Source organism: Halomonas binhaiensis, from assembly GCF_008329985.2.
In the GTDB taxonomy this organism is placed as follows: Bacteria; Pseudomonadota; Gammaproteobacteria; order Pseudomonadales; family Halomonadaceae; genus Halomonas; species Halomonas binhaiensis.
Genome location: NZ_CP038437.2, coordinates 2,082,217 through 2,106,889 on the forward strand (window position 1 = coordinate 2,082,217; position 24,673 = coordinate 2,106,889).

A 24,673-nucleotide genomic window follows, 5' to 3' on the forward strand; every position below is an offset into this window, starting at 1 on the left:
CTTCTTTTGTTTCATGAAGTCGTTTGGCCAGGCTTTTCATGAGAGCAAAAGGCATGCAGCGTGATTTGATATACACATCTAGAAAGTTAAGCAGACCTCGATTGCAACCCCCATGATGATGCCAATCATCACTCCCATGGTTGTCCATATCCATAACTTCATTCTGTGTTCTCTGCGTATTGTATTCTCGATATGTCGAAAGCTGCGGCTTCTGTTGGCAGCAGTATATTTTGGGTCTCAGAGTAACCTTCGAAAGTGATGATGCAAAGTGGGGGCGACATTTGATCAACTTGTCCTACCACAATAGAGGTATATCAGTGCATATGCAGAAGGCCCCTTTATTAAGGGGCCTGTATTGGTTTGAAGGAAAGACAGTGAGCTTGCTGCTCTGCCGGTTTCGATGAAAGGATTTTTCGGCTCCGATGTCAAAAAGGCAAAAAGCGCTGCCAGAACCTTTGGAGTGCCAGGACAAGAGCGATGAACAGCATGATGATAATAGCCCAGAGGGGACTGTAGAAAGTGGTGTAGACCTCCCAGCCCATCAGCCCCAGAGCTTCGGAGTACATGGTTGGAGCTCCAGCCAGATGCCCTCCTAGAGTGCCTGCAGCGGCAAATAGAAATACTCCGAGCAGCGCGAGAATCACCAATGCCCAGCGTCGATTGCCATCGAATGCGGCACGACGAGCTCGCCAGACGAGTACAGTGATCATGCTGAAGACGCCAAGCGACCATAGAGACATCAGAATATGGTTTCGCGCCAAGGGGCTGTGAGTGCTGGCCTCCAATGGCCAGATCATGAAGCCCGTAATGATAGCAGCCAGTGCGCCGAGCAAACCGAGGATCAACACTGGAAGCAGGGTGGCGCGGCAGAGCTCGGCAATTCGGCCAGGGAGCAGAGCGCCGACCAGAATCATCAGACTGGCCAGCGCCCAGAACCCCACGGGGAAATGGACGAGCATGTGGTGCATGCCGGTCATGGCCGATGCCCTTTATGGGGGGTAGAAGTGTCAGACCGGACGGGGACACGGCGAGTATTGGTTACCCGGCTGGCGAGCCAGGAACCGGACAGAACCATGAGAGTAGATAGTGCCCAGAACCACGATGGAATGTAGATGAGCACATCATGGATGCTGATCATGGGATGTCTCCTTCATGAGTCGAACGAAAGCCGGGTAGCAAGGCGATCGTCACGCCGAGCATGACGATGAGTCCGGCAATCAGGGTCATCCACCACTGGGTGGTGATGGCATTGTTGAACTCCATTTCCACACCATAGTGAGCTAACTGTTCCTCACTATGGCGAGCGCGCACCGGAGTGCCTTCGGCGATGTCCTTGGCACCGGCATGGGCTGTACTGGTAAGCAGAGGCCAGCTCACTTGCCCCGGGTAGAACAGCGTCATCTTGAACCAAGCATTGCCCCAGGTTGGCGAGCTGCCAGAAAAGACGGTTGCCTGGATATCCGCTTTTCGACCCAACCCCAGAGAGTGCGGAAGGGAAACATAGTGCCAGCGGCTGCCAGTGGCATTGCGATAGACAGCAATGCCGATGTCGTAGAGACCTTGTTCCTTCAGAATCTTGTCATCCAGTGGATTGCCGGTATCCATATCTCGGACCAGTGTCACGTCCCAGAAACCTTTCCCCCAGCGGGCCTGGCCATGGACGGAGATGTTGCCCCGGGATTCTTGAGGAGGGCGTAGCAGGCGGCGGGGGATGACATCACCGTTCTGCCACTGGTGGCTTGGATCGAAATCCGTCGCGATATTCTCGGAGAGATAGTAGAAACTGTCGAAATCGACCTGGTCCGATATCACATCTTCCCAGCGCAAGGCCCGTTGCCCGGTGGTTTGCGGATTGAACATCCAGAGAGGCCTATTGTTGTCACTATCCCAATTGGTGGTGTAAGGGCCCGCACCTTCGTCACTGTTGCGATATTCACCGACCCATTGGTCATCCGAACTGCCGATGGGATTGGAGCGCCCTGCACGCCAGTGCCATAGGTCCAGGAAGTAGCCGGCCTCGCGTTGAGCCGCAAGGAGCTTGCTGTCAACGACACTGCGCCAGTCATTCTGGTCATTTCGAGTCGCAGGCAGGTACTTGCGAACATCCTGATGGCCCATTTTCTGGCCGAGATAGGGGTGCTGTGCGACCTCTTCAGAACTTGCTGAATTACTGAAGAAGCGCATCTGGTCGCCAATAGTGATATAGCCGCCATAACGACCGAATTCGGGAACGCTCCCGTCATCCAGTAGCATGGCAATCCGATCCTCATAGACACCTTCCGGGTTGGGTCCAGGCGTGGAGTCTCCATGACGTATCCACTTGCCGTCCTCGTAGCGCAGCATGTCGTGATAGATATGAGGACGTTTTGCGGGCCAACGATAGCGAATGAAGATCTGGGTGTCGTTATAAGCGGCTTGTACCTGCAGCGGCATGGTCAACTCTGCAGGTATCGATATGTTGCGCTCGAGGTCATCTCCGACGACCCCGTTGCCGTGGGTGATCCATGAAAGTCCCAGCGCGATGGGCAGCCCAAGTACCAGCCAGGGAATGGTGCTCTCATCAAGGCGTTTCATATGGCCTCCCTGCAGCAAGCAGGAGATATCGCTTTCTTCAGACTAGGCCCGATAGAGAGATGGATTGATGTGTCTTAAGAGCATTTGTGATGCAGGTCAAGAAAGTGGTGAAAAAGCCAAGTGCGAGTGCATTATATTGGGAGAGGACCGGGGAGAGAGTAGGAGAGAGAGTAAAAGATCGGTTTGGTAGGTGTGAAGAAAGATATCAGTTCTATTATGCAGCTTATAATGAAAAAGACGATGCATCGTAGCATGATGTGCATTGATGCATCGTCTTCGCTGTAACAGATATCGCAACGGATGTTGCGCGCACTTCCTTGAGATCAGAGGCTCTTAGAAGTTGAAGTCCAGACTGATGTCACTGAAGTTGAAGTTGATGGAAAACTCCGTGTCCAGGAACTCGAGAATGGGTTCAAAGTTGAAGTCCGGGATAGAAAGCTCAAGGCTGTACTTATTGCCACCGGTAACAGCATCGATTTCAGCAGTGTCCAGCGTTCGAATTGTAGAAACGGACATAACACCCTCCATAGCTTTATCAATAGTTTTGACCTGCGAGGTCCATGGTAGGCTGATATAGGGTTAAATCTGTACATTTTTTGTAAATAAGTGGTGAGTCAAGGAGGCCGTGAGAGAAAGATTTTTTCTAAAAGTATTTCCTATGGGGAAATATGATTCCGATGGTTTATTTTTGTCAAATAGTGTTGTCTATGCATGTTGTTGAGGCATGCCTTGCCTTAACATGATGTGAATATATGTATAGACATCAAGTTGTTCTATGATGGTTTTCGGCATGGCAGGTCAGGCGAACCTCCCCGCAGCACGTGAAGTATCTCGATGACAGCACCTACCAGCATATCACTTGCGATGTGCGGCGGAACCCTTGCGTGAGACTGGGCAGAATAAAAGACCCCGGCCTCAGCCGGGGTAAGGTTCGCAGGGAATATCTGAAGGGATACCAGAATATTCATCTGCTATATTAGACGATTACAAGAGATTGGTATGTAAGAAATCTCTTGTTTAACATGTAAGATAATGACGATACGTATATATGGGAAATTTTCTCTATATATGGAAACCTGCATGAGGTGAATGCCTTGGTGTAATAATTCTTGGCTAAGAATTGTTGTTTTAATAAAGTGATAAAGAGAATTATATGCTGCATGTTATTTACTTTTTTCTTTATAAAAATAATTTTATGTTACATGATGGAAAGTATTCTTCTAAAACTAAACAGTTAATGATTGACGTGGACGCTCTGCTCGACAATATTGTGGTAGCCAAGAAAATTTATGGGTCCAACAGCATGGCCATTATTAATTGATATTCTGGAGAACATCATGAATGTATCTGAGATTCGTACCTTAAACGAAGAAGAAATTGGCATGGTCTCTGGTGGTGCAACTTATGATCAGGCTTATGAGTCTTTCATAGACTATGGAAGTCAACTGGGAGCTGCTGTTGGAGCCTTGCTGGCAGGAAGCTATACGTCAACAGCACTAAGCCCAACATTTGCTTTGAACTTTGTTGACAGTTTCGGCGACATTCTGGAAGGTTTTGCCAGTTTCTCATAAGGCCTTGGCATGTCTCAGGCCGATGATAGGGCATTTTTGACAATGCAGTTGTCACGGTGAAATGTCATCAAAAAGGCTTTCATTAGCGTGTTTCCCTGGTAGGTATGCTCTCGCATGCTTTGGACAATGCCTCTTGGCATTGTCTTTTTTTATTGTGCATAGGCTGTGGATGTGTCATCTCTGCTAGTGGTTTTCATTGCGGTGAGGAACTTGCATGAAGTTGATGGATCGAGCAGCCTTGTATAGCCGAGCAGCCCACCAGGCGGTAGGTCAGCAAAGAAAATACACGGGAGAGCCCTATTGGCATCATCCTGCGGCAGTGGCTGAATTGGTCGTGCAGGTAGCGGGGGTGAGTGAGGAGATGATCGCGGCTGCCTACTTGCACGATGTAGTGGAAGACACTTCAGTGACTCATGATGACATCATGTTTGAATTCGGGGTGGTAATCTCAGGGTACGTACTCGAATTGACTGACCATTATGTTGACCCCGAGCTAGGCAACCGTGCCCACCGTAAGGCTCTGGAAAGGGAACGGTTGGCGCGTATATCGTCACAGGCTCAGACCATAAAGTATGCCGATCTGATAGATAACACCCGCTCCATTGTGGATAGAGACCCGGGGTTCGCCAAGATCTACATGGCTGAGAAGCAGGCATTGCTGGGGGGCATGCAGGCTGGTGATGCAGGGCTATATGCTCAGGCAAGAGCGCTGGTAGATGATTTTTATCGGTAACCATGATGCCTTGGCTGCCTCTTCAATGGCCTTCCCCGAAGGGTGATTGTGATAGCTGCTAAACATGTTGGTTGCATGAAGTTACCAATGAACATTGATCATTTGAGAATCAAACAATCTGAGTTTGACTTGGACTGATGCCTCAACAATAGTTGATTGACCATTCCACAATAAGCAACACCTATGCAGGTTCGGAGGGCACAATGAGCAAGTCAACTATGCGTCATTTAAGTGATGATGAAGTCAATGCGGTTTCTGGTGGTGTCACGGTTTCAGCCGGTGCGGAGGTCTCAGTGAGTGTAGGTGTGGATGTCTCATCCAGTGCCGAAGCCGATGTCACTTCCAGTGCCGGGGCAGATGTGTCCGTCAGCGTTGGTACAGGCATGTCATCAGGTACAGGAGCAGGATTTTTGCTGTTCTGATTGATTGGTTCTCGATATACCCCGGTTGGGCTGCATTTTCTGAACCGGTCTCCAGGCAATGCCAGATGGCATTGCCTGTTTGTTTGTGACTATGCAACTCCAGGAAGTACGCAGGTGGCCATCATGGCAGCAACGCCTGGAGATGATGTGCCAGGAATGGCGAATATAGGAAGTTGCCAGAAAAGGCGGGAGACACACATCAGGGGCAAGAGCCATCCATGGCGGGCTAGTATTGCGTCCTGTCGTGACGCGGCTGCCATCCTTGGCACGGTACCCATCCTTGGCACGATACCCATCCTTGGTAGGTCCCCATCCTTGGTGAGCCTTCTACGTCACGCATCTACTTTAGTCTAGTGTTGGTGGTGTCGCTGTAAGACATCGCTGATTTGAGATGTAGGAAAGTGGCGATATTAGGTGGGGATTTTTACAGGTTTTGTGTGGCGGATACCATATGAAGAAGAGCGGGCCCATGGGCCCGCCTGCCTCGCAGCAAGAGATGGAATGCTCAGTTGAGGGTATGGCTCAGGACCTTGAGAACCGAGGACTTTGGCTTGAGCGCTAGCTGTTGATGAAGACGTTCGGAAAGCTCTCGCAGAGAGATCAGCCCACGGATCTGCTGGTATTCATCATTCCGCACCAGGCAGTAGGGTTCGCCAGCTTCCTGCAAAGTGCTCACCAGATCTGCAACGGTGGCTTTTGCCAGATCCTTGTAATCAAGCGCAGGCATGGCCGCACGAGGCAGCATCAGGTCGGCAGCCGTCAGGCTCTCTCGGTTAATACTCAAGGTTGCCTGTGCTGCGAGCAGACTCTGCTCGGAGAGGCGCTCCAGGGTCAATAAGCCAATCAGATTGCGGTGATGGTCGATGACCAGCTTGCCATCCACCTCCTCTGTAGCCATCAACCGGGCTACCCAGAGTGCCGGAGTCTCAGCACTGACAGTATGAGGGCGGTGCTGACGGAAGTCTGTCATGAGACTCAGGGCAGGAGAATCCTGCTCAATATCGTCGAATTCCAAGGGAGTAACCAAGTGGTCTGCAGTGTTGAGTCTTGATAAGGGCAAAATTTTCATATAGCAGCCTCTGCTCCGCCCACGTATTCACGATGGGGCGGCTGTCATGAACCGGCTTGGGGAAAAGCCGGACGTCAGGTGGGGGCAGAAGCTATTGCGGAGGAGCGCGGATGGAATAGCCCGTGCGGTGAGGGCTGCGGTATGCCGGAGGGCGTAATGCATTGCCTATTGCCCTGGCGGACCAGGAGGCTGGGAGAGCGAAACCGATGAGCGCTTCGCTGTCTTCACTCCCTTCGTCGGATAGTGCCGTCGTCGTGAAGGCGTTGTCATATGTGGATGCTGTCAGAGCCTTGCTGGAGACGCGCGCGTCTTCCTCGCCCGCGAATGCGGTCGGTAGCATGACCCAGAAGAGCAGAGCCGTCAGACAGGCGGTCAGGACACGTTGCAACAAGGGCAGCAATCCTTCCTGGTGGACGCGCGACATGCGCATCCATGCCCTTTCACGCTAAAGCACTGATCGAAATAGCACAAGAGGGTTTCATGCAGGCTACATTATCTCAAGCTCGTATCCCTTGGTGTCATCAGGTAAGAGGACATGCGGAATAGAACATTAGTGATATGAAGAACAAAGTGACTGAAACGGTATGAATGAGTCTTTCAAAAAGTTAATTACTGCTGATTTTGTTGTGCGGTTTTCAGGCTTTTATTGGCTAAAATGTCAAACATGTAAAGACAGGTGTATAGACTTTTCTGTGTGAAGGGAAATCCGACTAAAAATCGTGTGACAGATAGTAAATGATCTTATTTTTACATGTCAACTTATTGATATATATGGATAATATATATTTTGCACGCAAATTTACTTAGGATTGGTTTGTTACATCTTTTCAGGTGGTAAATCCAGGATAGGTGCGAAATAAACAGGTGCTAGGGTTGCCATTGGTTGTAAAGGATAGTGATTGATCTTCTGCAACCTCACGCATGCATGTTGCGTGCAAATACAATGGATAAATGTTGCCGTTCAAAATATCTGGACCCCTGGTACTAACCGTGGATGGAGAATAGTCATGGCAGATGAAACAACGAACAACTCAGAGCTGGGAGAGATTCTTCCCTCTGTGACTCCGCCAGAAGTGACTCCCCCTGTTGGTGAGACGCCTCCTGTCGGTGAAACGCCTCCTGTAACCGAAACCCCTCCCAGTGAAACCCCGCCCGTCGAGACCCCTCCGGTTGTTACTCCTCCTGTCATCTGCTTTGCTGCAGGCTCGATGATTGCCACGGCTGAGGGTGAAGTGGCGGTGGAGACATTGGCCATTGGTGACCTGGTGATGACGGCGAGTGGTGAGCGGGTGGCTGTGAAGTGGGTTGGGCGCCAAACCTTCCGCCCCGTGGCTTCCAGTGATGAGAACCTGCAGCCCGTGCGCATCAGCGCAGGTGCTCTGGAAACTGGCAAGCCGAACCGCGATCTCGTTCTGACCGCTAGCCATGGTGTCATCATCGATGGGCTGGTCATCAATGCGGGTGCGTTGGTCAACCAGGGTTCCATTGACTTCGTTGCGTGGAATGAGCTGCCCGATACGGTGACCTATTACCATATCGAGACAGAAAACCATGAGGTCATTCTTGCCAATGGTACTGAGGCAGAGACCTACATCGACTATATCGAGCGCAAGGCGTTCGACAACTACGACGAGTACGTGGCGCTCTACGGTACTGAAACGCGAATCGTCGAGATGCCGCACCATCGTATTTCGGCTCGCCGCCTGGTGCCCCTGGCCCTGCGTCAGCGCCTCGGTATTGAGCTGGATGATTCATCATTGATGGTCAAGACAGCTTAACTATTGGTCGAGTAGAAATCGCTGTATGAAAGCGCCGGTCGGACATCCAGCATATGTCTGTTCGACCGGTGTTTGACTCGTTTTTAATCTATGACAATACTGTAATGCGGAAGAAGAATTATAGGGTATTTGTTACACAAGTTTTCCTTAATATACAGTCATGTAGATACAAGTATATCGTATGCCACAAGTATTCTTAGCCACTGCTGATTATGTCTTCGAGGCGCAAGAAATCTGTAGCAGAGCATGGAAGAATTGATGCTAGGGTATCCTCGGCGCAGATGAATAACTTCTTGTTGAGTGCTTCATTCAGCCGTTGAGCCGGTGATGTTCTCAATACAAAAATGGAAGTGAGTTTGCGCCGATATATAACCCTGATGAGCAAACTAAGGATGGAAATACATTATGGCTAACGAAACAAATAATGGTCAGGCTTTAGGCAAGCCCCCTCATGCTGGTGTGCCGGGCAAGCCCCCTCATGCTGGCGTACCGGGCAAACCTCCTCATGCAGGCAATCCGCATGATGACAAGCCCCCTGTCTGTTTCGCTGCAGGCTCAATGATTGCCACACCTGAGGGTGAAGTGGCAGTGGAAACACTAGCCATTGGTGATCTGGTGATGACGGCGAGTGGTGAGCAGGTGGCCGTGAAGTGGGTCGGGCATCAGACCTTCCGCCCCGTGGCTTCCAGTGATGAGAACCTGCAGCCCGTGCGCATCAGCGCAGGTGCTCTGGAAACTGGCAAGCCGAATCGCGATCTCGTTCTGACCGCTAGCCATGGTGTCATCATCGATGGGCTGGTCATCAATGCAGGTGCGTTGGTCAACCAAGGTTCCATTGACTTCGTTGCGTGGAATGAGCTGCCCGATACGGTGACCTATTACCATATCGAGACAGAAAACCATGAGGTCATTCTTGCCAATGGTACTGAGGCAGAGACCTACATCGACTATATCGAGCGCAAGGCGTTCGACAACTACGACGAGTACGTGGCGCTCTACGGTACTGAAACGCGAATCGTCGAGATGCCGCACCACCGTATTTCGGCTCGCCGCCTGGTGCCCCTGGCCCTGCGTCAGCGCCTCGGTATCGAGCTGAATGAAGCACCGATGGCCAAGACTGCCTAATAAGTATTTGGCAAGGCCTGAAGGTTCACGAGAGTGATACCGACAAAGCACCGGCCGGATACGGTTCATGCCCTTCTGGCCGGTGATCTTTGTCAATGTACCTCTGTGTCGAAAGTACAATGACAGGTTGATGCAAGTGCAGCTATGGACGATGTAACGGTAAAAAGCCGCTCAGGGGATGCCGAGCAGAAAAAGCGTGTTTTCCAGCAGGCACAACGCGCCATGACAGTAGGAGACCTGGACCAGGCAGAAATGCTGGTTGTCCAGGCCATGCGTTCGGGTAGCCCTCATCCTGGCGTGCGGCGCCTATGGGTTCGAAGTGCCTTGCGTCAGGGCAAGGTCGCTGCCGCCAGAATGCGAGCGGAAAGAGCTGCCAAGGCACAGCCGAATGATGCCGAGTTTCTTGTGCTTGCTGCCCAGTCCATGGCAGCGGCTGGCCGTCCTCGCAGGGCCTTGAAACGCCTTGATATAGCCATCTCGCGTTGGCCCGACGACTTTCGGCCACGGCTTTTGAAGTTCAATCTCCTGCAGCGGCTTGGACTCACCTTGCCAGCATTGAAAGTGCTGAAGCGCTTACGCAAGCATTGGGCGGACCAGCCAGATGTGCTGCTGGCTGCTGCTGAGTTCTATCGCAATCATGGTCGTCTCCGTGCTGCGAGGGGACTGCTTGAACATCTACGACACCATCATCCGCAACATCGCCAGGCCCGCGTCGTACGGATGGATCTGGCCAATGTAGCAGCTGACGGTCAAGAGCCGTCTCCATTACCCGACTTGTTGTCGACAGTGCGCGATAGTGCATTGCTTTCATCCGCTGATGCAGCGGAGCTCCTGCAGGCAGTGAAGTTTGCCAAGGTTTCGGAACTTGCATCCTTGTGCGAGGAGGCCTTGGAGCTCCTGGGAGACCGAGTCGACCAACTGCCGGAACAAGATCAACTGATGCTGTTCCGGCAAGCCGAGCGTTTGGGGCATACAGAAGTCGCACATCGAGCTCTCGCCGGGATACTGGATAGTGGCCCACGCCGGGGCCCCGTCGCTCTAGCGCTTTTTCGCAAAGCCATGACCTCGCTGGGTAGCCAACAGGCTGATGTGGTGGCATCGCGTCTATTGCGCTATATCCCGAAGGCCCAGCAGGCTTCGGTTGCGGCAGATTTTGCGCTGCTGGTGGATGGGCCGCATATGGCGCTCGATCGTTTGCGTCGCGATAAACGCCAGCGGCGCTCCCCTCAGGAAGCTCTTCAGCTTGCTCGTTTCCTGCGACTCGGCAATCCTGAGCTTGGCTTGCGCTATCTTCGCTTCTGCCGCAGGCATTGGCCTGATGAGGTTAATCTCAGCTTGTTGCATGCCAAGCTGCTGATGGATGTTGGTCGGCCCAACGCCGCGCGCAGAGTGCTCTCCACGCCGATTCCCGCTGCTCGACACAATGAGTTTACTCAGACGCGAGCTCACAGCCTGTTGGAGAGCGGGCGCTTGCGCGCGACAAGGCAGGAGCTCGAAAAGGCTCGTGACTACATCCCTGACAACGGGATTGTCGCCATGCGTCTGCGAACGCTGATCACGCTTGGACGAGAAGATGATGCACGGTCCCTCATTTCAGAGGCCCAGCGTCGAGGGATGAACAATCGAATTACTTCTGGTCATTTTTCGACTTCCCTACATGGAAGCCTGATGAGTGATCTGGCATTGTATCGCCACGAACAGGCAGCCTTGCCACCAGGTGAATACGATGACTATTTGGCGGCTCGCTACGTCCATGCCGCTAGCACCGTGATCGAGCGTCACTCCGAACACACCACTTCACCTGCCTATACCGGGCAGCGCCTGATACCGCGTCGGGTGTTCCAGTACTGGAATGAGAGTACTCCGCCCGAGACCGTGATGGAGATCATGCAATCCTGGTCCAGTCTGCCGAATGTGGAGTATGTTCGCTTCGATAGCCAACAGGCACGTACCTTCCTGAGAGACACTTTCGGGGCTGATTACGAACGTGCCTTCAGGCTGGCGAATAATACTGCGGAAGGGGCTGACCTGCTGCGTCTTTGCTACCTGCGCCACTATGGTGGTGTCTATGCTGATGCAGATGATCGGATGTGTGGCAAATGGAATGCGCTCATTCCTGCAGGGGTGGGGCTGGTCTGCTTTCAAGAGCCTTTCAATATCCTGGCCAATAACGTCATTGCGGCTGTTCCAGGACATCCTGCGATTGTGCGAGCCTCCGAGATGGCAGCTGAAGCACTGCTGTCGCGCGATAATGAGAATACCTGGAGCAAGACGGGACCTGGGCTGCTGACACGCGCGGTTGCCAGCTATCTGAAGGCGTCCAAGCCTTCACGACCGGAAGAGAAGGTGGCCATCCGGCCAAACTACATACTGCGCAGACAGGCTCAGATCCATATCCAGTTACCGCACAAGAAAACTCGTGGCTACTGGAATGCCGCCAACACGACCGGAGTTGATATGACGTCATTCTTCACTGGGGATGAGCGCGGCTAGCATTTTGCAGCTCTCATTGCTGCCATGCGCCGTGTTCTGCGGAAGCTGAAGTCGGGTAGTTCTTTTTCATTAGAATGAGGAATTACCCGGCTAATGCTTAAGTAATCTTAGAATGTCGTACATTTTTGCCGGTTGTTTATCATGCGTGGTGACTGCATTAATTCTTTTGTGCTACTGATTTCCCTTGCCATGTGCAAGAGGAAATGCAGATGTTGTCCCGTTATGGAGTGACGTCGAGGCCGTTATCGCCTAACACGCCCGACCGCGAGTGGTTAATAGTCGATATGCGAAATTCCTGTCATCACGTATATGCCAGGTTCGCTACAGAGCTTGAAGCCCGTGCCACCGCAGCCCGTTTGTGCTTTGAAGTCGAAATGGAGAGGTTGCGTGGTCCCAGCGAGAACCAGGATGAATAGTGTATGGGAAAGGGGGCTCGGAAAAGAGAAGGCCAGTAGCAGGCTAATTTTCTGGGGGGCGGTATTTTTTGCACCGTTGGGAGGAAGACGGTTGCTTGGAGGGTAGGTGCTTGATAAGGCTGGCAATACTTGCCCAATGAGCACCAGGAGCGTTATCCCTTCGTGGGGTTTATGGACATGAATACATACATGGCCCCGCGAATCTAGCGGGGCCAGTAGAGAGGAAAGCTATCCGGAAAGCGGCGAAGCTGTTTTCCGGATAGCTAGTTTCTCTCCATCGCTGTGAACGCTTGCGCGATGCGTGGCGGTGCAGTGGGGCGCTTATACATGTGTTCCAGATAAGCAAGCAGATAAGGACAATCGGCCAGCAAGTCTTGCTCATTGGCCCAGTCCATCAGATAAGCTGTCACGCAATCTGCAGCCGTGATGCTGTCTCCTGCGATAAAGCGTCGTCCTTCCATGTGCTGGTCCAGTATAGCGGCCATATCGACAAAATCCTGTCTTGCAAGCTCGATGTCAGCAGGTAGTCGCTTGTCTTCCGGATACAGCATGGTATGCCGTGCCATTCTCCATAAGGGCTGTTCGAGCTCTGTCATCGCAAACATGATCCAGCGATAGACTTGCGCCCGTTCCTTCAAGCCTGCAGGCAGTAATCCTTTATCGGGATGCTTTTCCGCTAGATAAAGGACGATAGCCGCGGACTCTGTGAGAATGAGGTCGTCATCTACCAGAACCGGGACCTTTCCTGCCGGGTTGAGGTGGAGGAAGTCAGGATGCAGGTGCTGGCCCTTGACGAGGTTGACCGATATGAACTCGCATTCTATGCCCAGCTCTTCCAAGCCCCAAAGAACACGGAGTGATCGCGTTGGACCAAATCCATACAGCTTCATTGTGATGCTCCTGTAACCAGATTCTATTCATGGTGAAAGAAGGATCTGGCCAAGTAGCTGACCGCACGTTTTTCGGCGTCGTAGCCCAGACCCCTTGCATGACACATGCCGTGCTTTGGTACATGTCATTCACTGTCAGGGTCGAACGAGCCACCGTGGTATCGACATTATTGCCGGCTACCGATCAGGTTCGATGAGTATCACGAAGTCGGCAATTTTTCATCGTCCTTGCGTTCTCGCTGTGCAGCATGGGGTGCAGAAACAATTTCGCGAGCACTTTGGCTCGAGGCATTGATCCTGTTATCGATGTGGTTCAGCAGCACCAGTTGGGCGACAAGGAAGGAAAAGCAGATGAGCAGGCTTTTTAACATGTGAGCATCCATCGTCATGCCAGGGGATTGTTAGCATGCAATGTAACATGATGTTAGCCATGTCGCAGCACGCTTGTTCGACAGCTCTATAACCATCTTTCTTCTTGGCGGGGGGAGTGGTGGTGCCGGGGATTGCGATACATCAGGTCATTGCCGTGGAAAGTCCGCAAGAAGCGTGTTTTTGGTGCACCACGCATGCTCAGGACGCATGAGAATAGAGGAAAGTGTGTTTATATGGTGCATTGAGTCATATTGTAATTCGTTGTTTCAGACTAGATAAGCACTGTTTCATGATAATACAAACTTTGTTTGACGAAATGGCTTTGCCAAACAATAGTTGACTAGCTGTCACTGCTCTAAAAACCATGATCAACGCAGGAATGGGAGAAGGTAATGTCTGAGTCTACTATTCGTACTTTGAGTGAAGACGAAGTTGGTATGGTCGCTGGTGGTATCAGTTTTGATCAGGCCTATTCAGACTTCAAGGAAGGCGGGGCTTTACTGGGTGCAGGTGCAGGTGCATTGATTGCAGGAGCCTATACTGGCATCGCTTTGACGCCAGCATTGATCCTGGGCTCATTGGGTGGCCTTCTGGGGGGAACCTTGGGCTGGGAGCTTCCGAGCGAGGCATATACTTAATCAGCCTGCCCCTGTTATGTATGGGTGGAAATAGGCAATGCATCAAGCATTGCCTGTTTTATTTGAAAAATAATAACAACCTGCCTGACGGGCTTGATAACAACAAAGTCTGTTGGACAAGGCAGGAGTTCGAGGCGTAGTGAACTCGAAGCGCGGTGTCAGACGATCCTGATTAGGATCATCCAGGATGAAGTCGTGCAGTAATTTGAAATAGTTACATGCAATGAATGTCATCCTGAGATAGGGGGTCTGACACTTAACGATAACCCATGGTAATTCCGGTGATCCGGTAATCCATAGGCCAACCCAGTCGAGGAGACATGACAATGAGTACAAGCATCGAGGATATCATCAAGGACATCGTTGAAGATGTCGTCGAGAACATCCAAGACGTGATTGAGGAAGAACTTCTGCCTGCCATCGAGGACGCCGTAGGGGATATTGCCGAACAAGTGCAAGACGCGCTTGAAGAAGCTGGAATCTGTTTTGCGGCGGGCTCAATGATTGCCACACCGGATGGTGAAGTGGCAGTGGAGACGTTGTCTATCGGTGATCGGGTGATGACCGCGAGTGGCGAGCAGGTTGCAGTGAAATGGATTGGTCATCAGACCTTCCGTCCTGTGGCTTCAGGCAGTGAAAAGCTTCGCCCCGTGCGCATCAGCGCAGGTGCCCTGGAGCCTGGCAAGCCGAACCGTGACCTCGTTCTCACCGCCAGCCACGGTGTCATCATTGATGGGCTGGTCATCAATGCCGGCGCACTGGTCAACCATGGCACGATTGACTATGTCTCGTGGAATGAGCTGCCCGATACGGTGACGTATTACCATATCGAGACAGAAAACCATGAAGTCATCCTTGCCAATGGCACTGAAGCGGAGACCTACGTCGATTATATCGAGCGCAAGGCATTCGATAACTACGCTGAATATGTAGCGCTTTATGGCAACGAGACGAGAATCGTCGAAATGCCGCGGCATCGCATCTCCGCACGCCGCCTGTTGCCTTTGGCCCTGCGCCTGCGTCTTGGTATCGACATGGATTCTGTACCTGAGATTGCCAAGACGGCCTGAGCCTCTATTGCATGATCTATAGCACGGCCAGACATGACGCATTGTCTGTCTGGTTGGTGGAGGGCAGCAGACACGGCGCCTACGGACAGAGGTTGTCCAGCGACTCGTCAGCCAGCGCCAATCGCAGAGCCAGGCCAGCAGAAGGGGCGTGTCGTGGTTAGCGCAAGACGAGTCGCCAAGTGATTTGCCAAGGAGTTCTGGTGCCCTTGATCATGTCTTGCCATGAAAGGACATTCCTTGAGCTGCGTGCCAGTGCATGCGGTGGGGCAGCTGCATGACTCAGGCAGAGAGCCAAAGGGCGAGAGGGCAGTTACACCATCTAACTCCTTGTAAATTATTGCTTATCAACTTCACGATTCAAGATTGACCTGAGCTTGGTGGGGCGAAAATAATCGCATTGAACCACCAATATTCCAATTCCGGAGAAAGTCATGAGTGAATCAACGATGCGTACTTTAAGCGATAATGAGCTCGACGCCGTTTCTGGCGGTTTCAGCTTTGAGCCGTCTATCTCAATCAATGGTACTGAGTTTTCATTCGATGAGTTGTCGGGTTTTGCACAGGGAATGCTGGAAGACACGGTAGAGAGCTTCCTGACCGGTTTCCTGGGCAGCTTCTTCCGCTGAGCTGATCTTGGTGCATCGGTGTCAATAGAGGCTCCACTGCAGAGTGGAGCTTTTTATTTGGCCGCTGTGAATTCAGGACCGGCTCCGTATGGCTGACTGACAAGTCACGACTGTGTCACCTGGTGTAGTGGGGAGCAGCCGTTTCTGTGTTGGACCCAGGACCCTCTGTCCGTGGCAGGAGCAAAGTGATCGGTTGAGATGATCGACCTGTCAGGTGGTGCGCTTGGTCTGTTTGCGCAGGGAAAAGAGGCAATCCCAGTCGACATCAATCTCATCGCCAATGAAGCTGACGCGCTGATTATGCTGGCTGGTTACCCCGATGATCCTGACATGGTAGCGGTTGTCAGACAGCAGCCTCAGAACTAACAAGGTGAGAAGCTGGCCGCTCTCGTTCTGTGCATGGGCGAGGTCCCCGGCGGACAGGAACTTGGCATCATCGCTAGGTTCGTCTGCTCGTATCAGCGCATTGTCGTCCACTTTATCGTCCACTTTCTTCACCTCTCGATGACGGTATGAGCCTAGATTCATAGCTCCATGTCATTAGAGTAGCACTGATATCACCCGAACTGAGCTGAGCGCGACCGTCTACATGTGTGCGCATTGTATTGAATCTTCACGTATTTGCCTGGAGATACCGGTTTCACCCTAGCTGCTTTCACAGATCAGTGCGGTCTGTAATGTAACGTTGTGCAGGATAATGTTCTTATATATGAAGTACGGTGTTCTTGTTTTTCTTCTGCGAATGGAAACCTAGATGCAGGGGCGCATGATTTGTCTCTTGGGTTACGTGGAAGAAATGCATGCACCTGCATGAGGCGCTGGGCGCTGTGAGTAGAAAAACCATGAGGTGTTTCCAAAAGACAATCTAAAGTTACATAAAGGACAATGACTCTCAAAAACAACACAATATATTTTTGACTCATGCTGGCTTATCGCCAATATTTTAAAAGCTGTATGTCTTTTCAAAAAAGAAAATCGCAGTCTGCAACGCAAATCTAGGGGGAATCATGTCTGAATCTACACTTCGTATTCTGAATAATGATGAAATTGATGCCGTAGCCGGTGGTATCAGTTTTGACGATGCATATGGTGACTTCATCGAGGGTGGCTCCCTGCTCCTCGGCGGTGCTGCCGCACTGGTCGCAAGTGCCTATACAGGTATTGCCTTGACTCCTGCGCTCATTCTGGGTTCCTTGAATAGCCTGTTGGGAAGTCTGGGTGGCCTCACTGGCGGTGTTACAGGCGGACTTCCGCTGCTCTCTTAAGCTCTTTTCCGGTAGCCAATGAAATATCGATACCTGTAACGATAGCTTCATGATATCGATCGCTTAATGATACCGAGAGTTCAATGATGTAGCTTCAGGCAGTGCCATTGGGCGCTGCCTGTTTTGTTGTGTGAGGATAATACTCAAGGACGGAGGCATCGTCAGGTCGGTCTTGGATAGATGAGTATATTCATCTTTTCTTCATCATTTTCTGTTTATCATCCCGTCAGGCTGACGTCGTCAGTTCCGGATCTGCTTTGGATATCTGACCTGGTTTCCATTCGTGGACAGCATCGGGCGACAGAGGCAAGAGCTGTCGCAGTAGATGAAACAGAGGAAGTACCTCTATGACTTGCACGTTAAGGCTGGCTTCGGGAAGGGTTCTGAAATTCATCGGGGCCATATCCAAGGCCTTTTCGTATGTTTTTCATAGTGTGATGCCTCATCATCGCTTTCGACTTCCTGCACAGTCCAGCGCCATATGGTTGCGTGATAATAAAACAGACCGTATTCCTAGAACTTTGTGGCAGACAAATTACACTGAACGAGTGACCTTGCCAGTATATTTAAATTATCTGGTGAATAGATTTATGGGGTTTAATTTTAACTATCGCTTCATGACCACTGGCGATAGAATGAATTATATTAAAGAGAATTTTTCATCAGATATATACGATTGTTATAGGAAATTACAGATTGGGGCCGCCCAGGCTGATCTATGGCGCCTTCTTGTCATCTACAGGGAAGGTGGGGTTTATATGGATATCGATGCGCATGCCGTATGGCCTATGGAATTACTTTTATCTCAACATCAAGAACTGTTTATCGCTACAAAGAAAGGCGAGTTATCCAATTACTTCCTGGCTGCTCGTCCATACGATCCTCGCATTAAAAGGATCATTGACACTGTCGTTGCCAATATCCGTGAGAATCAGATTTATGGTGTCTTTGACATGACGGGGCCTGGAGCAATGAATGCAGCCTTGTCCTTGGGGGAGGTCAATAGCGTCTCTAATCGTTCGATCTGCATTCAAGGCTCATTCTCAAATGAGTACTTTCAATATATTGATAAGAAAGAAGGGAAATGGACCAGGCAACAAAAAACAACCAGGGTGGTAGGCTCATAGAGCATGGGTGGATAGAGCATGGGTGGATAGGGCATGGATGGACAGGGCATGGATGGAGGCCATGAGAAAGCTTGGCGCGTGCAATATGAACTGAAGATGAATAGGATCTTCATTCTGATGACAGTTCTCTCAGGCATCATTCGGTCACATGTGGATCGGCGAACAGGCCGACAGGACATTTGATGGCCGGGAAAGCTCCGCGCGGTCACCTCAAGGAGAAACAATGTTTAAGTCGACGCGCCATACCTTGACCACATGCCTTGCCGCAGGCCTGATCAGCACGGGGCTGATCAGCAATGTGGCGATGGCCAGTGATGGGAAACACAACACCTATGGCTGGGTGGAGAAAGTGACAATCGAGCCGTCCTGGGGGCCTGAAGTCAAGGCCAAGCTCGATACTGGTGCATTGACATCATCAATGCAGGCGGAAAATATCGAGGAATTCGAGCGCGACGGAGAAGACTGGGTGAGTTTCGATGTCGAAGTGGAAGACGAGGCAACTGACGACAAGGCGTCGAAGACCTTCGAACGAGAGGTCGTGCGCAAACTGGCGCTGAGCGGCGCGGGTGGGGAGGATAGTCGTCCGGCAGTATTGATGACCGTCTGCGTCGGAGGAGAATACTATGAAGAGCAGTTCAGTCTCCGGGACCGTGACGATATGATTTACCCGGTATTGCTGGGGCGGCGTACCATTCAGGATTTGGGGGCAGTCGATGTTACCCAGACATTCATGCATGACGCAGACTGCGATGACGACTCTCCTGTCCATGAGTACAAGGACAAGGAATACGATGAAGATATTGGTGCCTGATCTCTTTGAACTCGGTTAGCCAGGCCATCTCAAGGGACCAGGAGGCGTCAAGGTGACGGCCTCCTGATCTTTTCATGATGAAAAGATACTGCCTATTCCGTACAGCCCATCACCACGGAGAGCCCATGCAGTGCATGCTGCATAGGGCTGCACAAGGAGAGTGGCGCTCTGCCGGCAACAGGCACTCAGTGATGGGCAGTTACTGCTGAAGTAAGCTCTCCACATTGTTCACTGGCCACCATATGTGAAACATCGCCGAGGCTCAGCATTCCCACCATGCGCTTGTTGAAGTTCATCACTGGCATGCGACGCAGGTGCTGTTCCTCCATTAGCTGTATGGCGGTATTCATGTCGTCGTCTTCAAAGCACCACTCGATACCTGCGGTCATTACGTCGCGGGCGGTCAGTGAGGAAATGTCTCCTAGCGCTACGCCACGGCAGACGATGTCTCGGTCGGTCACCATGCCTATCAGCTTATCGTTTTCCCCAATGGGAACCGCACCAATGTCTTCGTCGCGCAGTATTTTAGCGACTTCTGCCAATGACATGTCTGGGTGACACCAGGTACAGCCCTTGTGCATTGCCTGCTTGACGTGCAGGGGCGACATTGCTTGCTTGACTTTCATGACTGCCTCCGGGCGCTACTTGCCGAGTGCAGCTTAGGTTGACTAGATACATCAATTTTCGACTGCACAGGTGCTTCAGTACATGAGTCCCTCATATACAAGAACTCCTCATATACAAGAACTCCTCATATACAAGGACTCCTCATGTACGAAAGCACTTCATGTGCAAAAGATCTCTAAGTGCAACAGCTCTTCAAGTGCATTAGCCCTCTATAAACTCATTCGACTTTACTGTCTGAATTTTAACCATTCCATGTGCTTCGGAATCTTATCGATTCCCCAACTGATCGGAGAACGGACGCTACTCGCCGGATCGTCATCGTGATCAGCTATAGATTGATTTTAGGCCAGTCCACGGGTTTCAACAGTGGAAATCAGTCGCCATGGCGGCGAGGCAGGGTGAGCCGTCGATGTTTCATTCGTGAAGGGGCCAGGTTGTCGAAATCGCACTTGCCTGCTCGACTATAGAAGGTGGTTCCCTTGAAAGCAGTCAATCAGAGGAGTAAAGCGTCATGCCCAGTACCCTTCGCCTTCATCGCGTTCTTCGATCGTCGCCTGAGCGGGTCTATCGAGCGTTCCTTGATCCCGCTGCTTTGGTCAAGTGGCTTCCACCCAACGGCTTTGTCGCCCAAGTGCACCATCTGGACGCTCGTGTCGGTGGTTCCTACAAAATGTCGTTCACCAATTTCACTACAGGCCAGAAGCATTCTTTCGGTGGAGAGTATCTTGAATTAGTGCACGGAGAGCGGATTCGCCATACCGACACCTTCGATGACCCTGGCTTGCCTGGTGAGATGCAGGTGACCGTTGCGCTAACCCCTGTATCATGCGGGACTGAGCTGAATATCACCCAGGAAGGTATTCCCGATCTCATACCTGTAGAGGCCTGTCATGTCGGATGGCAGGAGTCACTGTCCTTGCTGGCACAACTGGTCGAGGCAGAAATTCCCGATGAGTAGGCGGTGTTGAAAGGGGGCGGTCGTGGTACCGCCTTCTGTATCAACGACATCGTGCTGAGGACTCATCTGATGGGGAATAGTGGGCCTTGAGCCGTATTGTCTGTATTTCTGCCATGTCCCTGCACCACACATGTAAAAGCGCTCTTCTCATGAGATGCGCGCATGATGGCCTGGTGTCTGGCGATTGGAGAAGAGCCGACTATGCTTATTGAACCTGCATAAGTGAATCGACATATGGCAGTGAGCGTTCTTTTGCTCTTTGTTGCTTGTGTGGATCCTTTGAGAGGTGTCCCATGATGTTGAAGAGCTTTCTCCGGCCTTTGGCTCGCTTGGCCTGGACGCTGTGTGTGGCCACATTGCTGCTAACCCCATTTGCCATGGCAGAAGAGCTTCGCCGTGGTTACTACCACTTGCCTGAAAACGGTGATGTGATTGGCAACGTCCTGGTCGTCAGGGCCAAGGAAGAAGATACCCTTATCTCTATCGGGCATGAATACGGGCTAGGTTATAACGCCATGGTTCGTGCTAACCCAGAGGTAAGTATCTGGTATCCAGGAGAGGGTACCGAGGTCGTCGTTCCGGGCCGCTTCATTTTGCCGGACACTCCGCGCAAGGGAATCGTGATCAACGTTGCCGAGATGCGCTTGTACTATTATCCGGCCAACCAGCCTGACATCGTTCAGACATATCCCATCGCGGTAGGCCGCATGGACTGGAAGACTCCGCTGGGTACGACGTCCATCACGGACAAGATCAAGAACCCATCCTGGTACCCACCGGCATCCATTCGTCGCGAGCATGCTGAAGCCGGTGACCCGCTTCCTGGCGTGGTTCCGCCAGGCCCGGATAATCCTCTGGGTAGCCGCAAGATGCGCCTGGGCTTTCGGGGTTACTTGATCCACGGTACCAACAAGCCTGAAGGTGTTGGCATGCGCGTGACTCATGGTTGCATACGCTTGCTGCCCGAGGATGTCGAACATCTGTTCGATCAGGTGGCGGTAGGTACTCAGGTACGTATCGTCAATGAGCCAACCAAGTTTGGCTGGTCTGATGGTGTGCTCTACGCGCAGTCCTATCCGGTATTGGAAGAGGAAGAGAGCGAGACGACGGTCCTCAAGCGTGTCGATGAGGCGACCGATAGGGCTGATGCTCTGGCCGAGGATAGTAGTTTCCACATCGATCACGGCATTCTGACTCAGGCGATCAAGGACTCCAGCGGTCGGCCTGTTGCTCTGGTCTCACCTCCTGCGGAGTCTCAACCGTTGCCTGGCTCATTGTATGATCATATCGGCTTGGCAACCGATGGCAGTATCCAGGTTGATTTGTCTCTGGCCGACAACCGGCCATGACAGTTCGAGCTCTCACCTTGAGTGCTTGAACCTTCTTGCGCCTGTATCGCCAGGATTACGCCGCCGTTACTGGCGGCGTATTTTTGCATTTGCTCAAAAAGTCTTTTGCAGACTAACGGGTTTATTCATTCGCCGTGACGCGTCAGACTCGTGACCCATCGTCGCGCAAGAGCGCATGCATTCTAGTTCTGGAGATTTAATGAATATCTTGCTGATCAATGGCGCCAAGGCGTTTGCACACTCTGGAGGGCGTTACAACGACACCCTGCATGAGCTGGCCCGCGGTGAACTCTCCGAGATGGGGCATGTCATCCAGGAAACCCGAGTGGATGATGGTTATGACATCGAAGAAGAGGTCGAGAAGTTCTTGTGGGCCGATGTCGTCATTTATCAAATGCCTGGCTGGTGGATGGGAGCTCCGTGGACCGTCAAGAAGTACATTGATGAAGTCTTCACCGCAGGCCATGGCAAGCTATACGCCAATGACGGTCGCTCACGTACGGACCCAAGCCGTCATTATGGCAGTGGAGGCCTGTTGCAGGGGCGTCGCTATATGTTGTCGCTGACATGGAACGCACCGAAGGAAGCTTTCGATGAGCCCGGTAACTTCTTTGAAGGTCTTGGTGTCGAAGCCGTCTACTTCCCGTTCCATAAGTCACAGGAATTCGTTGGTATGGAAGGCATGCCAACGTTTCTCGCCAACGATGTCATCAAGGCGCCTGATGTCGAGGACGACATGACAGCTTACCGAGAGCACTTGTACAGGTACTTTGCCATTGCCTGAAGTAGCGGCTTCACCCGCTGCTCTCCGGTAGACTATCTGGTAATCAACTTGGTCATTGATATTCAGCTTAGTACTTGATACTCAACTTAGTACTTGGTATTCAACTTAGTACTTGGTATTCAACTAGGTCCTCAATAGGCCGCCTGGGGCATCAGAAGGCTCCCAGGCGGAACTAGCTTAAGCACCATGTCAGGAAATTTTCCAGATCTGTAAGTGAGGCGCTTTCAGACCATTCCAGCGGGCATAGAAGTCAAGCCTGCGCTTGGCATTCGCCATCTCTCCAGGTCCCACTACTTCGTGATAAGTGTGTGCAAGGCAGCCAACCTCGACCTTGTCATGAAGCTGATGTGAGACTTCGGCTCGTGGACGGCGCCAGAACGGCAAGGCATGACGTACGATGCGAGCCTTGGGATAGTGGTGTTTCTCAGAAGGCATGTGGGTCAGCAGCAATGTTCTGTTCATTTTGCATCCCTCCAGATTCCTTGTGGATCCATGGAACTGACTCTTGGTCACTCATTGCTTGAGGGGAAAAGAATGACACCTCTATATCGTTGAGCAGGCACCATCTAATCTTCAGAGTAGTATAAAAACAATGTTCGTAAACACTGTTTTTTAATTTTCATCAAAATGCCTCACACTGTTCATGTCACACGACTCGATGGGTCAGCGGATAAAGAGAACATGATGGAGAGTGTTATGGTGATCCGCTGCAGAAGTTGGCCCGGCGGCATCACATAAGCCTTGAGCAGGGGACAAGAAGCCGCGTCATTCCGAGTATTGAAACGATAAAACCGGCTTGAACCTGCGGCCTGACTGTTGAAAGAGGGTCAGTGCTTCATGCCAGTTCTCCAATGGAATCCTCTCGACTTCAGGAAGACAGGAACCCCGCAGGAGGGACCATATTTCCTGAAACCATGCTTGCCAGGTTGAAGGCTGCAGACCGTCGAATTGATCGCGAATATGAAAGCGTGTCACGGAAGGGCCATGCATGGGGTGGGAAAAAGGCATGCCTGACAGCAGTCCATAGGAAATGAGGTGCGCATGCTTGGGCATGGAACCAAGCAAAATCGTTGCAAGATTTCCCCCTACTGCATCAAAGACCAGGTCAACGGCTCTTGCCCAGCTTGCGACTTCTGCAAGATGGCATGCGTTGACAGGAATGATGCCGTGTTTCTGCAGATCTGGAATATGGCGGGGAGAGCGATATATCCCGACGACATGGGTCGCTCCTAGTGAGAGTGCCCATTGAGCCAGGAGTCCGGCGCACGTTGATCCCGCAGCCGTGACCATCACACTTCGCCCTGCGGGATGCCAGCGTTTAAGCATCAATAGAGCTGCCAGGGGATTGATATAGGCTCGCGCGGCAAGGTGGTCAGGGATATCGTCAGGTACACTGATCAGCCAGTCCGGGACACAATCGACATGATCCTGCCATGTTCCAGGGCCCCGCAATGGGAGCACGCGCTGCCCGACAAGCCGCGTGTGAGTGGGAGGTGCTTCCTTGACGACCCCCAGTCCCTCATATCCTGCTACCAAGGGGGGAATCACGCGATGCCGATAGGCTCCCGTAACAGGAATCAGGTCTGATGGATTGATAGGGGACATGCTCATGCCTACGCGTACCAGCCCAGGCTGCAGTGGTCCTGTCTTGAAAGTCTCCAGTCTCAGCGTCTTTTCCGGTTCACCAAAGGCTCGATATACCAGTGCCCGGTTTTCTACGCTTGCCAGTTCCTGATCCACAATGGATTCCTTTGTGTCGAGCTCGCTGGTTGGACGCCAGGCAGATAGTGTTCATCCCCCTACACATGCCGATGGCTATCCAGCTATGTTCGTATCGAGGCACGTTCGTTTAGTGGCCAGAAGAACACATGGTCATGATAGCGATGGATTGCGATATGCAGAACCTCATGACCAAGGCTGTGGCCAGCGCAGTTGTGAGGCTGGAAAAATATTGAAATCATCGGAACGACGAGAC

At 51.8% G+C, this 24,673-nt stretch carries 26 protein-coding genes; 15 read left to right on the top strand and 11 right to left on the bottom strand.

Annotated elements, in window-relative coordinates:
- Positions 1–425 precede the first annotated feature (425 nt).
- The 3 genes from E4T21_RS09105 to E4T21_RS09115 form a co-directional block, all read right to left on the bottom strand.
- Positions 426–977, bottom strand: a complete 552-nt coding sequence (locus tag E4T21_RS09105; RefSeq protein WP_149284691.1) for a DUF2231 domain-containing protein — start codon at positions 975–977, stop codon at positions 426–428.
- A 157-nt stretch (positions 978–1,134) separates the two neighbouring features.
- A complete protein-coding gene (locus E4T21_RS09110) occupies positions 1,135–2,574 on the bottom strand; it encodes an ethylbenzene dehydrogenase-related protein (RefSeq protein WP_149284692.1) in 1,440 nt (479 codons plus the stop codon).
- Positions 2,575–2,907: 333 nt separating this feature from the next.
- Entirely contained in the window at positions 2,908–3,090 is a 183-nt protein-coding gene (locus E4T21_RS09115; RefSeq protein WP_149284693.1) for a hypothetical protein, read from the bottom strand.
- 821 nt (positions 3,091–3,911) lie between these two features.
- On the opposite strand from E4T21_RS09115, the gene E4T21_RS09120 reads away from it, so the two are divergent.
- From E4T21_RS09120 to E4T21_RS09130, 3 genes are all read left to right on the top strand, one after another.
- Positions 3,912–4,145: a hypothetical protein gene (locus E4T21_RS09120; RefSeq protein WP_149284694.1), complete on the top strand. Its 234-nt coding sequence runs from the start codon at positions 3,912–3,914 to the stop codon at positions 4,143–4,145.
- 214 nt (positions 4,146–4,359) lie between these two features.
- Positions 4,360–4,878 carry an HD domain-containing protein gene (locus tag E4T21_RS09125; RefSeq protein ID WP_149284695.1) on the top strand — a complete coding sequence of 173 codons (519 nt, stop codon included), beginning with the start codon at positions 4,360–4,362 and terminating at the stop codon, positions 4,876–4,878.
- A 203-nt stretch (positions 4,879–5,081) separates the two neighbouring features.
- Positions 5,082–5,300 (top strand): hypothetical protein, encoded by a 219-nt coding sequence (locus tag E4T21_RS09130; protein ID WP_149284696.1) that lies wholly within the window; start codon positions 5,082–5,084, stop codon positions 5,298–5,300.
- A 505-nt stretch (positions 5,301–5,805) separates the two neighbouring features.
- Here E4T21_RS09130 and E4T21_RS09135 read toward each other — a convergent pair.
- Together E4T21_RS09135 and E4T21_RS09140 are read right to left on the bottom strand one after the other, a co-directional pair.
- Positions 5,806–6,369 carry a CBS domain-containing protein gene (locus E4T21_RS09135; RefSeq protein WP_149284697.1) on the bottom strand — a complete coding sequence of 188 codons (564 nt, stop codon included), beginning with the start codon at positions 6,367–6,369 and terminating at the stop codon, positions 5,806–5,808.
- Positions 6,370–6,460: 91 nt separating this feature from the next.
- A complete protein-coding gene (locus E4T21_RS09140) occupies positions 6,461–6,793 on the bottom strand; it encodes a hypothetical protein (protein WP_149284698.1) in 333 nt (110 codons plus the stop codon).
- A gap of 583 nt (positions 6,794–7,376) precedes the next feature.
- On the opposite strand from E4T21_RS09140, the gene E4T21_RS09145 reads away from it, so the two are divergent.
- The 3 genes from E4T21_RS09145 to E4T21_RS09155 all read left to right on the top strand — a co-directional run bounded on the left by E4T21_RS09145 (position 7,377) and on the right by E4T21_RS09155 (position 11,765).
- Positions 7,377–8,147: a Hint domain-containing protein gene (locus tag E4T21_RS09145; protein WP_149284699.1), complete on the top strand. Its 771-nt coding sequence runs from the start codon at positions 7,377–7,379 to the stop codon at positions 8,145–8,147.
- 405 nt (positions 8,148–8,552) lie between these two features.
- Positions 8,553–9,272 carry a Hint domain-containing protein gene (locus tag E4T21_RS09150; RefSeq protein ID WP_149284700.1) on the top strand — a complete coding sequence of 240 codons (720 nt, stop codon included), beginning with the start codon at positions 8,553–8,555 and terminating at the stop codon, positions 9,270–9,272.
- A 144-nt stretch (positions 9,273–9,416) separates the two neighbouring features.
- Positions 9,417–11,765, top strand: coding sequence for a glycosyltransferase (locus E4T21_RS09155; RefSeq protein ID WP_149284701.1), 2,349 nt, complete (start codon positions 9,417–9,419; stop codon positions 11,763–11,765).
- Positions 11,766–12,444: 679 nt separating this feature from the next.
- Here E4T21_RS09155 and E4T21_RS09160 read toward each other — a convergent pair.
- Both E4T21_RS09160 and E4T21_RS09165 read right to left on the bottom strand, forming a co-directional pair.
- Positions 12,445–13,071, bottom strand: a complete 627-nt coding sequence (locus tag E4T21_RS09160; RefSeq protein ID WP_149284702.1) for a glutathione S-transferase family protein — start codon at positions 13,069–13,071, stop codon at positions 12,445–12,447.
- A gap of 200 nt (positions 13,072–13,271) precedes the next feature.
- Positions 13,272–13,442 carry a hypothetical protein gene (locus E4T21_RS09165; RefSeq protein WP_187775137.1) on the bottom strand — a complete coding sequence of 57 codons (171 nt, stop codon included), beginning with the start codon at positions 13,440–13,442 and terminating at the stop codon, positions 13,272–13,274.
- A gap of 393 nt (positions 13,443–13,835) precedes the next feature.
- Between E4T21_RS09165 and E4T21_RS09170 the strand changes: the two genes are divergently transcribed.
- The 3 genes from E4T21_RS09170 (at position 13,836) to E4T21_RS09180 (ending at position 15,777) form a co-directional block, all read left to right on the top strand.
- Positions 13,836–14,081, top strand: a complete 246-nt coding sequence (locus E4T21_RS09170) for a hypothetical protein (RefSeq protein WP_149284703.1) — start codon at positions 13,836–13,838, stop codon at positions 14,079–14,081.
- 326 nt (positions 14,082–14,407) lie between these two features.
- The gene (locus E4T21_RS09175) at positions 14,408–15,151 is read left to right on the top strand and encodes a Hint domain-containing protein (RefSeq protein WP_240349343.1); all 744 of its coding nucleotides are present in this window, start codon (positions 14,408–14,410) and stop codon (positions 15,149–15,151) included.
- A gap of 431 nt (positions 15,152–15,582) precedes the next feature.
- Entirely contained in the window at positions 15,583–15,777 is a 195-nt protein-coding gene (locus tag E4T21_RS09180) for a bacteriocin (protein ID WP_149284705.1), read from the top strand.
- Between the two features lie 210 nt (positions 15,778–15,987).
- On the opposite strand, the gene E4T21_RS09185 is transcribed toward E4T21_RS09180, so the two are convergent.
- On the bottom strand, positions 15,988–16,305 hold the full coding sequence (locus E4T21_RS09185) for a hypothetical protein (RefSeq protein WP_205423478.1): 318 nt from the start codon (positions 16,303–16,305) through the stop codon (positions 15,988–15,990).
- 479 nt (positions 16,306–16,784) lie between these two features.
- Here E4T21_RS09185 and E4T21_RS09190 point away from each other — a divergent pair, with 479 nt between their 5' ends.
- The 3 genes from E4T21_RS09190 (at position 16,785) to rloA3 (ending at position 18,980) form a co-directional block, all read left to right on the top strand.
- Positions 16,785–17,042, top strand: coding sequence for a hypothetical protein (locus tag E4T21_RS09190; RefSeq protein WP_149284707.1), 258 nt, complete (start codon positions 16,785–16,787; stop codon positions 17,040–17,042).
- A gap of 347 nt (positions 17,043–17,389) precedes the next feature.
- Positions 17,390–18,169, top strand: a complete 780-nt coding sequence (locus tag E4T21_RS09195) for a glycosyltransferase family 32 protein (RefSeq protein ID WP_149284708.1) — start codon at positions 17,390–17,392, stop codon at positions 18,167–18,169.
- Positions 18,170–18,392: 223 nt separating this feature from the next.
- Complete coding sequence (gene rloA3 / locus E4T21_RS09200; RefSeq protein WP_149284709.1) at positions 18,393–18,980, top strand: retropepsin-like aspartic peptidase RloA3; 588 nt, start codon at positions 18,393–18,395, stop codon at positions 18,978–18,980.
- A gap of 185 nt (positions 18,981–19,165) precedes the next feature.
- Here rloA3 and E4T21_RS09205 read toward each other — a convergent pair whose 3' ends face one another.
- Complete coding sequence (locus tag E4T21_RS09205) at positions 19,166–19,606, bottom strand: CBS domain-containing protein (RefSeq protein ID WP_205423479.1); 441 nt, start codon at positions 19,604–19,606, stop codon at positions 19,166–19,168.
- Between the two features lie 512 nt (positions 19,607–20,118).
- Here E4T21_RS09205 and E4T21_RS09210 point away from each other — a divergent pair.
- The 3 genes from E4T21_RS09210 to E4T21_RS09220 all read left to right on the top strand — a co-directional run bounded on the left by E4T21_RS09210 (position 20,119) and on the right by E4T21_RS09220 (position 22,698).
- The gene (locus E4T21_RS09210; protein ID WP_149284710.1) at positions 20,119–20,565 is read left to right on the top strand and encodes an SRPBCC family protein; all 447 of its coding nucleotides are present in this window, start codon (positions 20,119–20,121) and stop codon (positions 20,563–20,565) included.
- Between the two features lie 293 nt (positions 20,566–20,858).
- The gene (locus E4T21_RS09215; RefSeq protein ID WP_240349344.1) at positions 20,859–21,914 is read left to right on the top strand and encodes a L,D-transpeptidase family protein; all 1,056 of its coding nucleotides are present in this window, start codon (positions 20,859–20,861) and stop codon (positions 21,912–21,914) included.
- A gap of 199 nt (positions 21,915–22,113) precedes the next feature.
- The gene (locus tag E4T21_RS09220; RefSeq protein ID WP_149284711.1) at positions 22,114–22,698 is read left to right on the top strand and encodes an NAD(P)H-dependent oxidoreductase; all 585 of its coding nucleotides are present in this window, start codon (positions 22,114–22,116) and stop codon (positions 22,696–22,698) included.
- A gap of 189 nt (positions 22,699–22,887) precedes the next feature.
- Here the strand turns inward: E4T21_RS09220 and E4T21_RS09225 are convergent, their stop codons facing one another.
- Both E4T21_RS09225 and E4T21_RS09230 read right to left on the bottom strand, forming a co-directional pair.
- A complete protein-coding gene (locus tag E4T21_RS09225; protein ID WP_149284712.1) occupies positions 22,888–23,160 on the bottom strand; it encodes a hypothetical protein in 273 nt (90 codons plus the stop codon).
- A gap of 303 nt (positions 23,161–23,463) precedes the next feature.
- Positions 23,464–24,438 (bottom strand): zinc-dependent alcohol dehydrogenase family protein, encoded by a 975-nt coding sequence (locus E4T21_RS09230; protein ID WP_205423480.1) that lies wholly within the window; start codon positions 24,436–24,438, stop codon positions 23,464–23,466.
- Positions 24,439–24,673 lie beyond the last annotated feature (235 nt).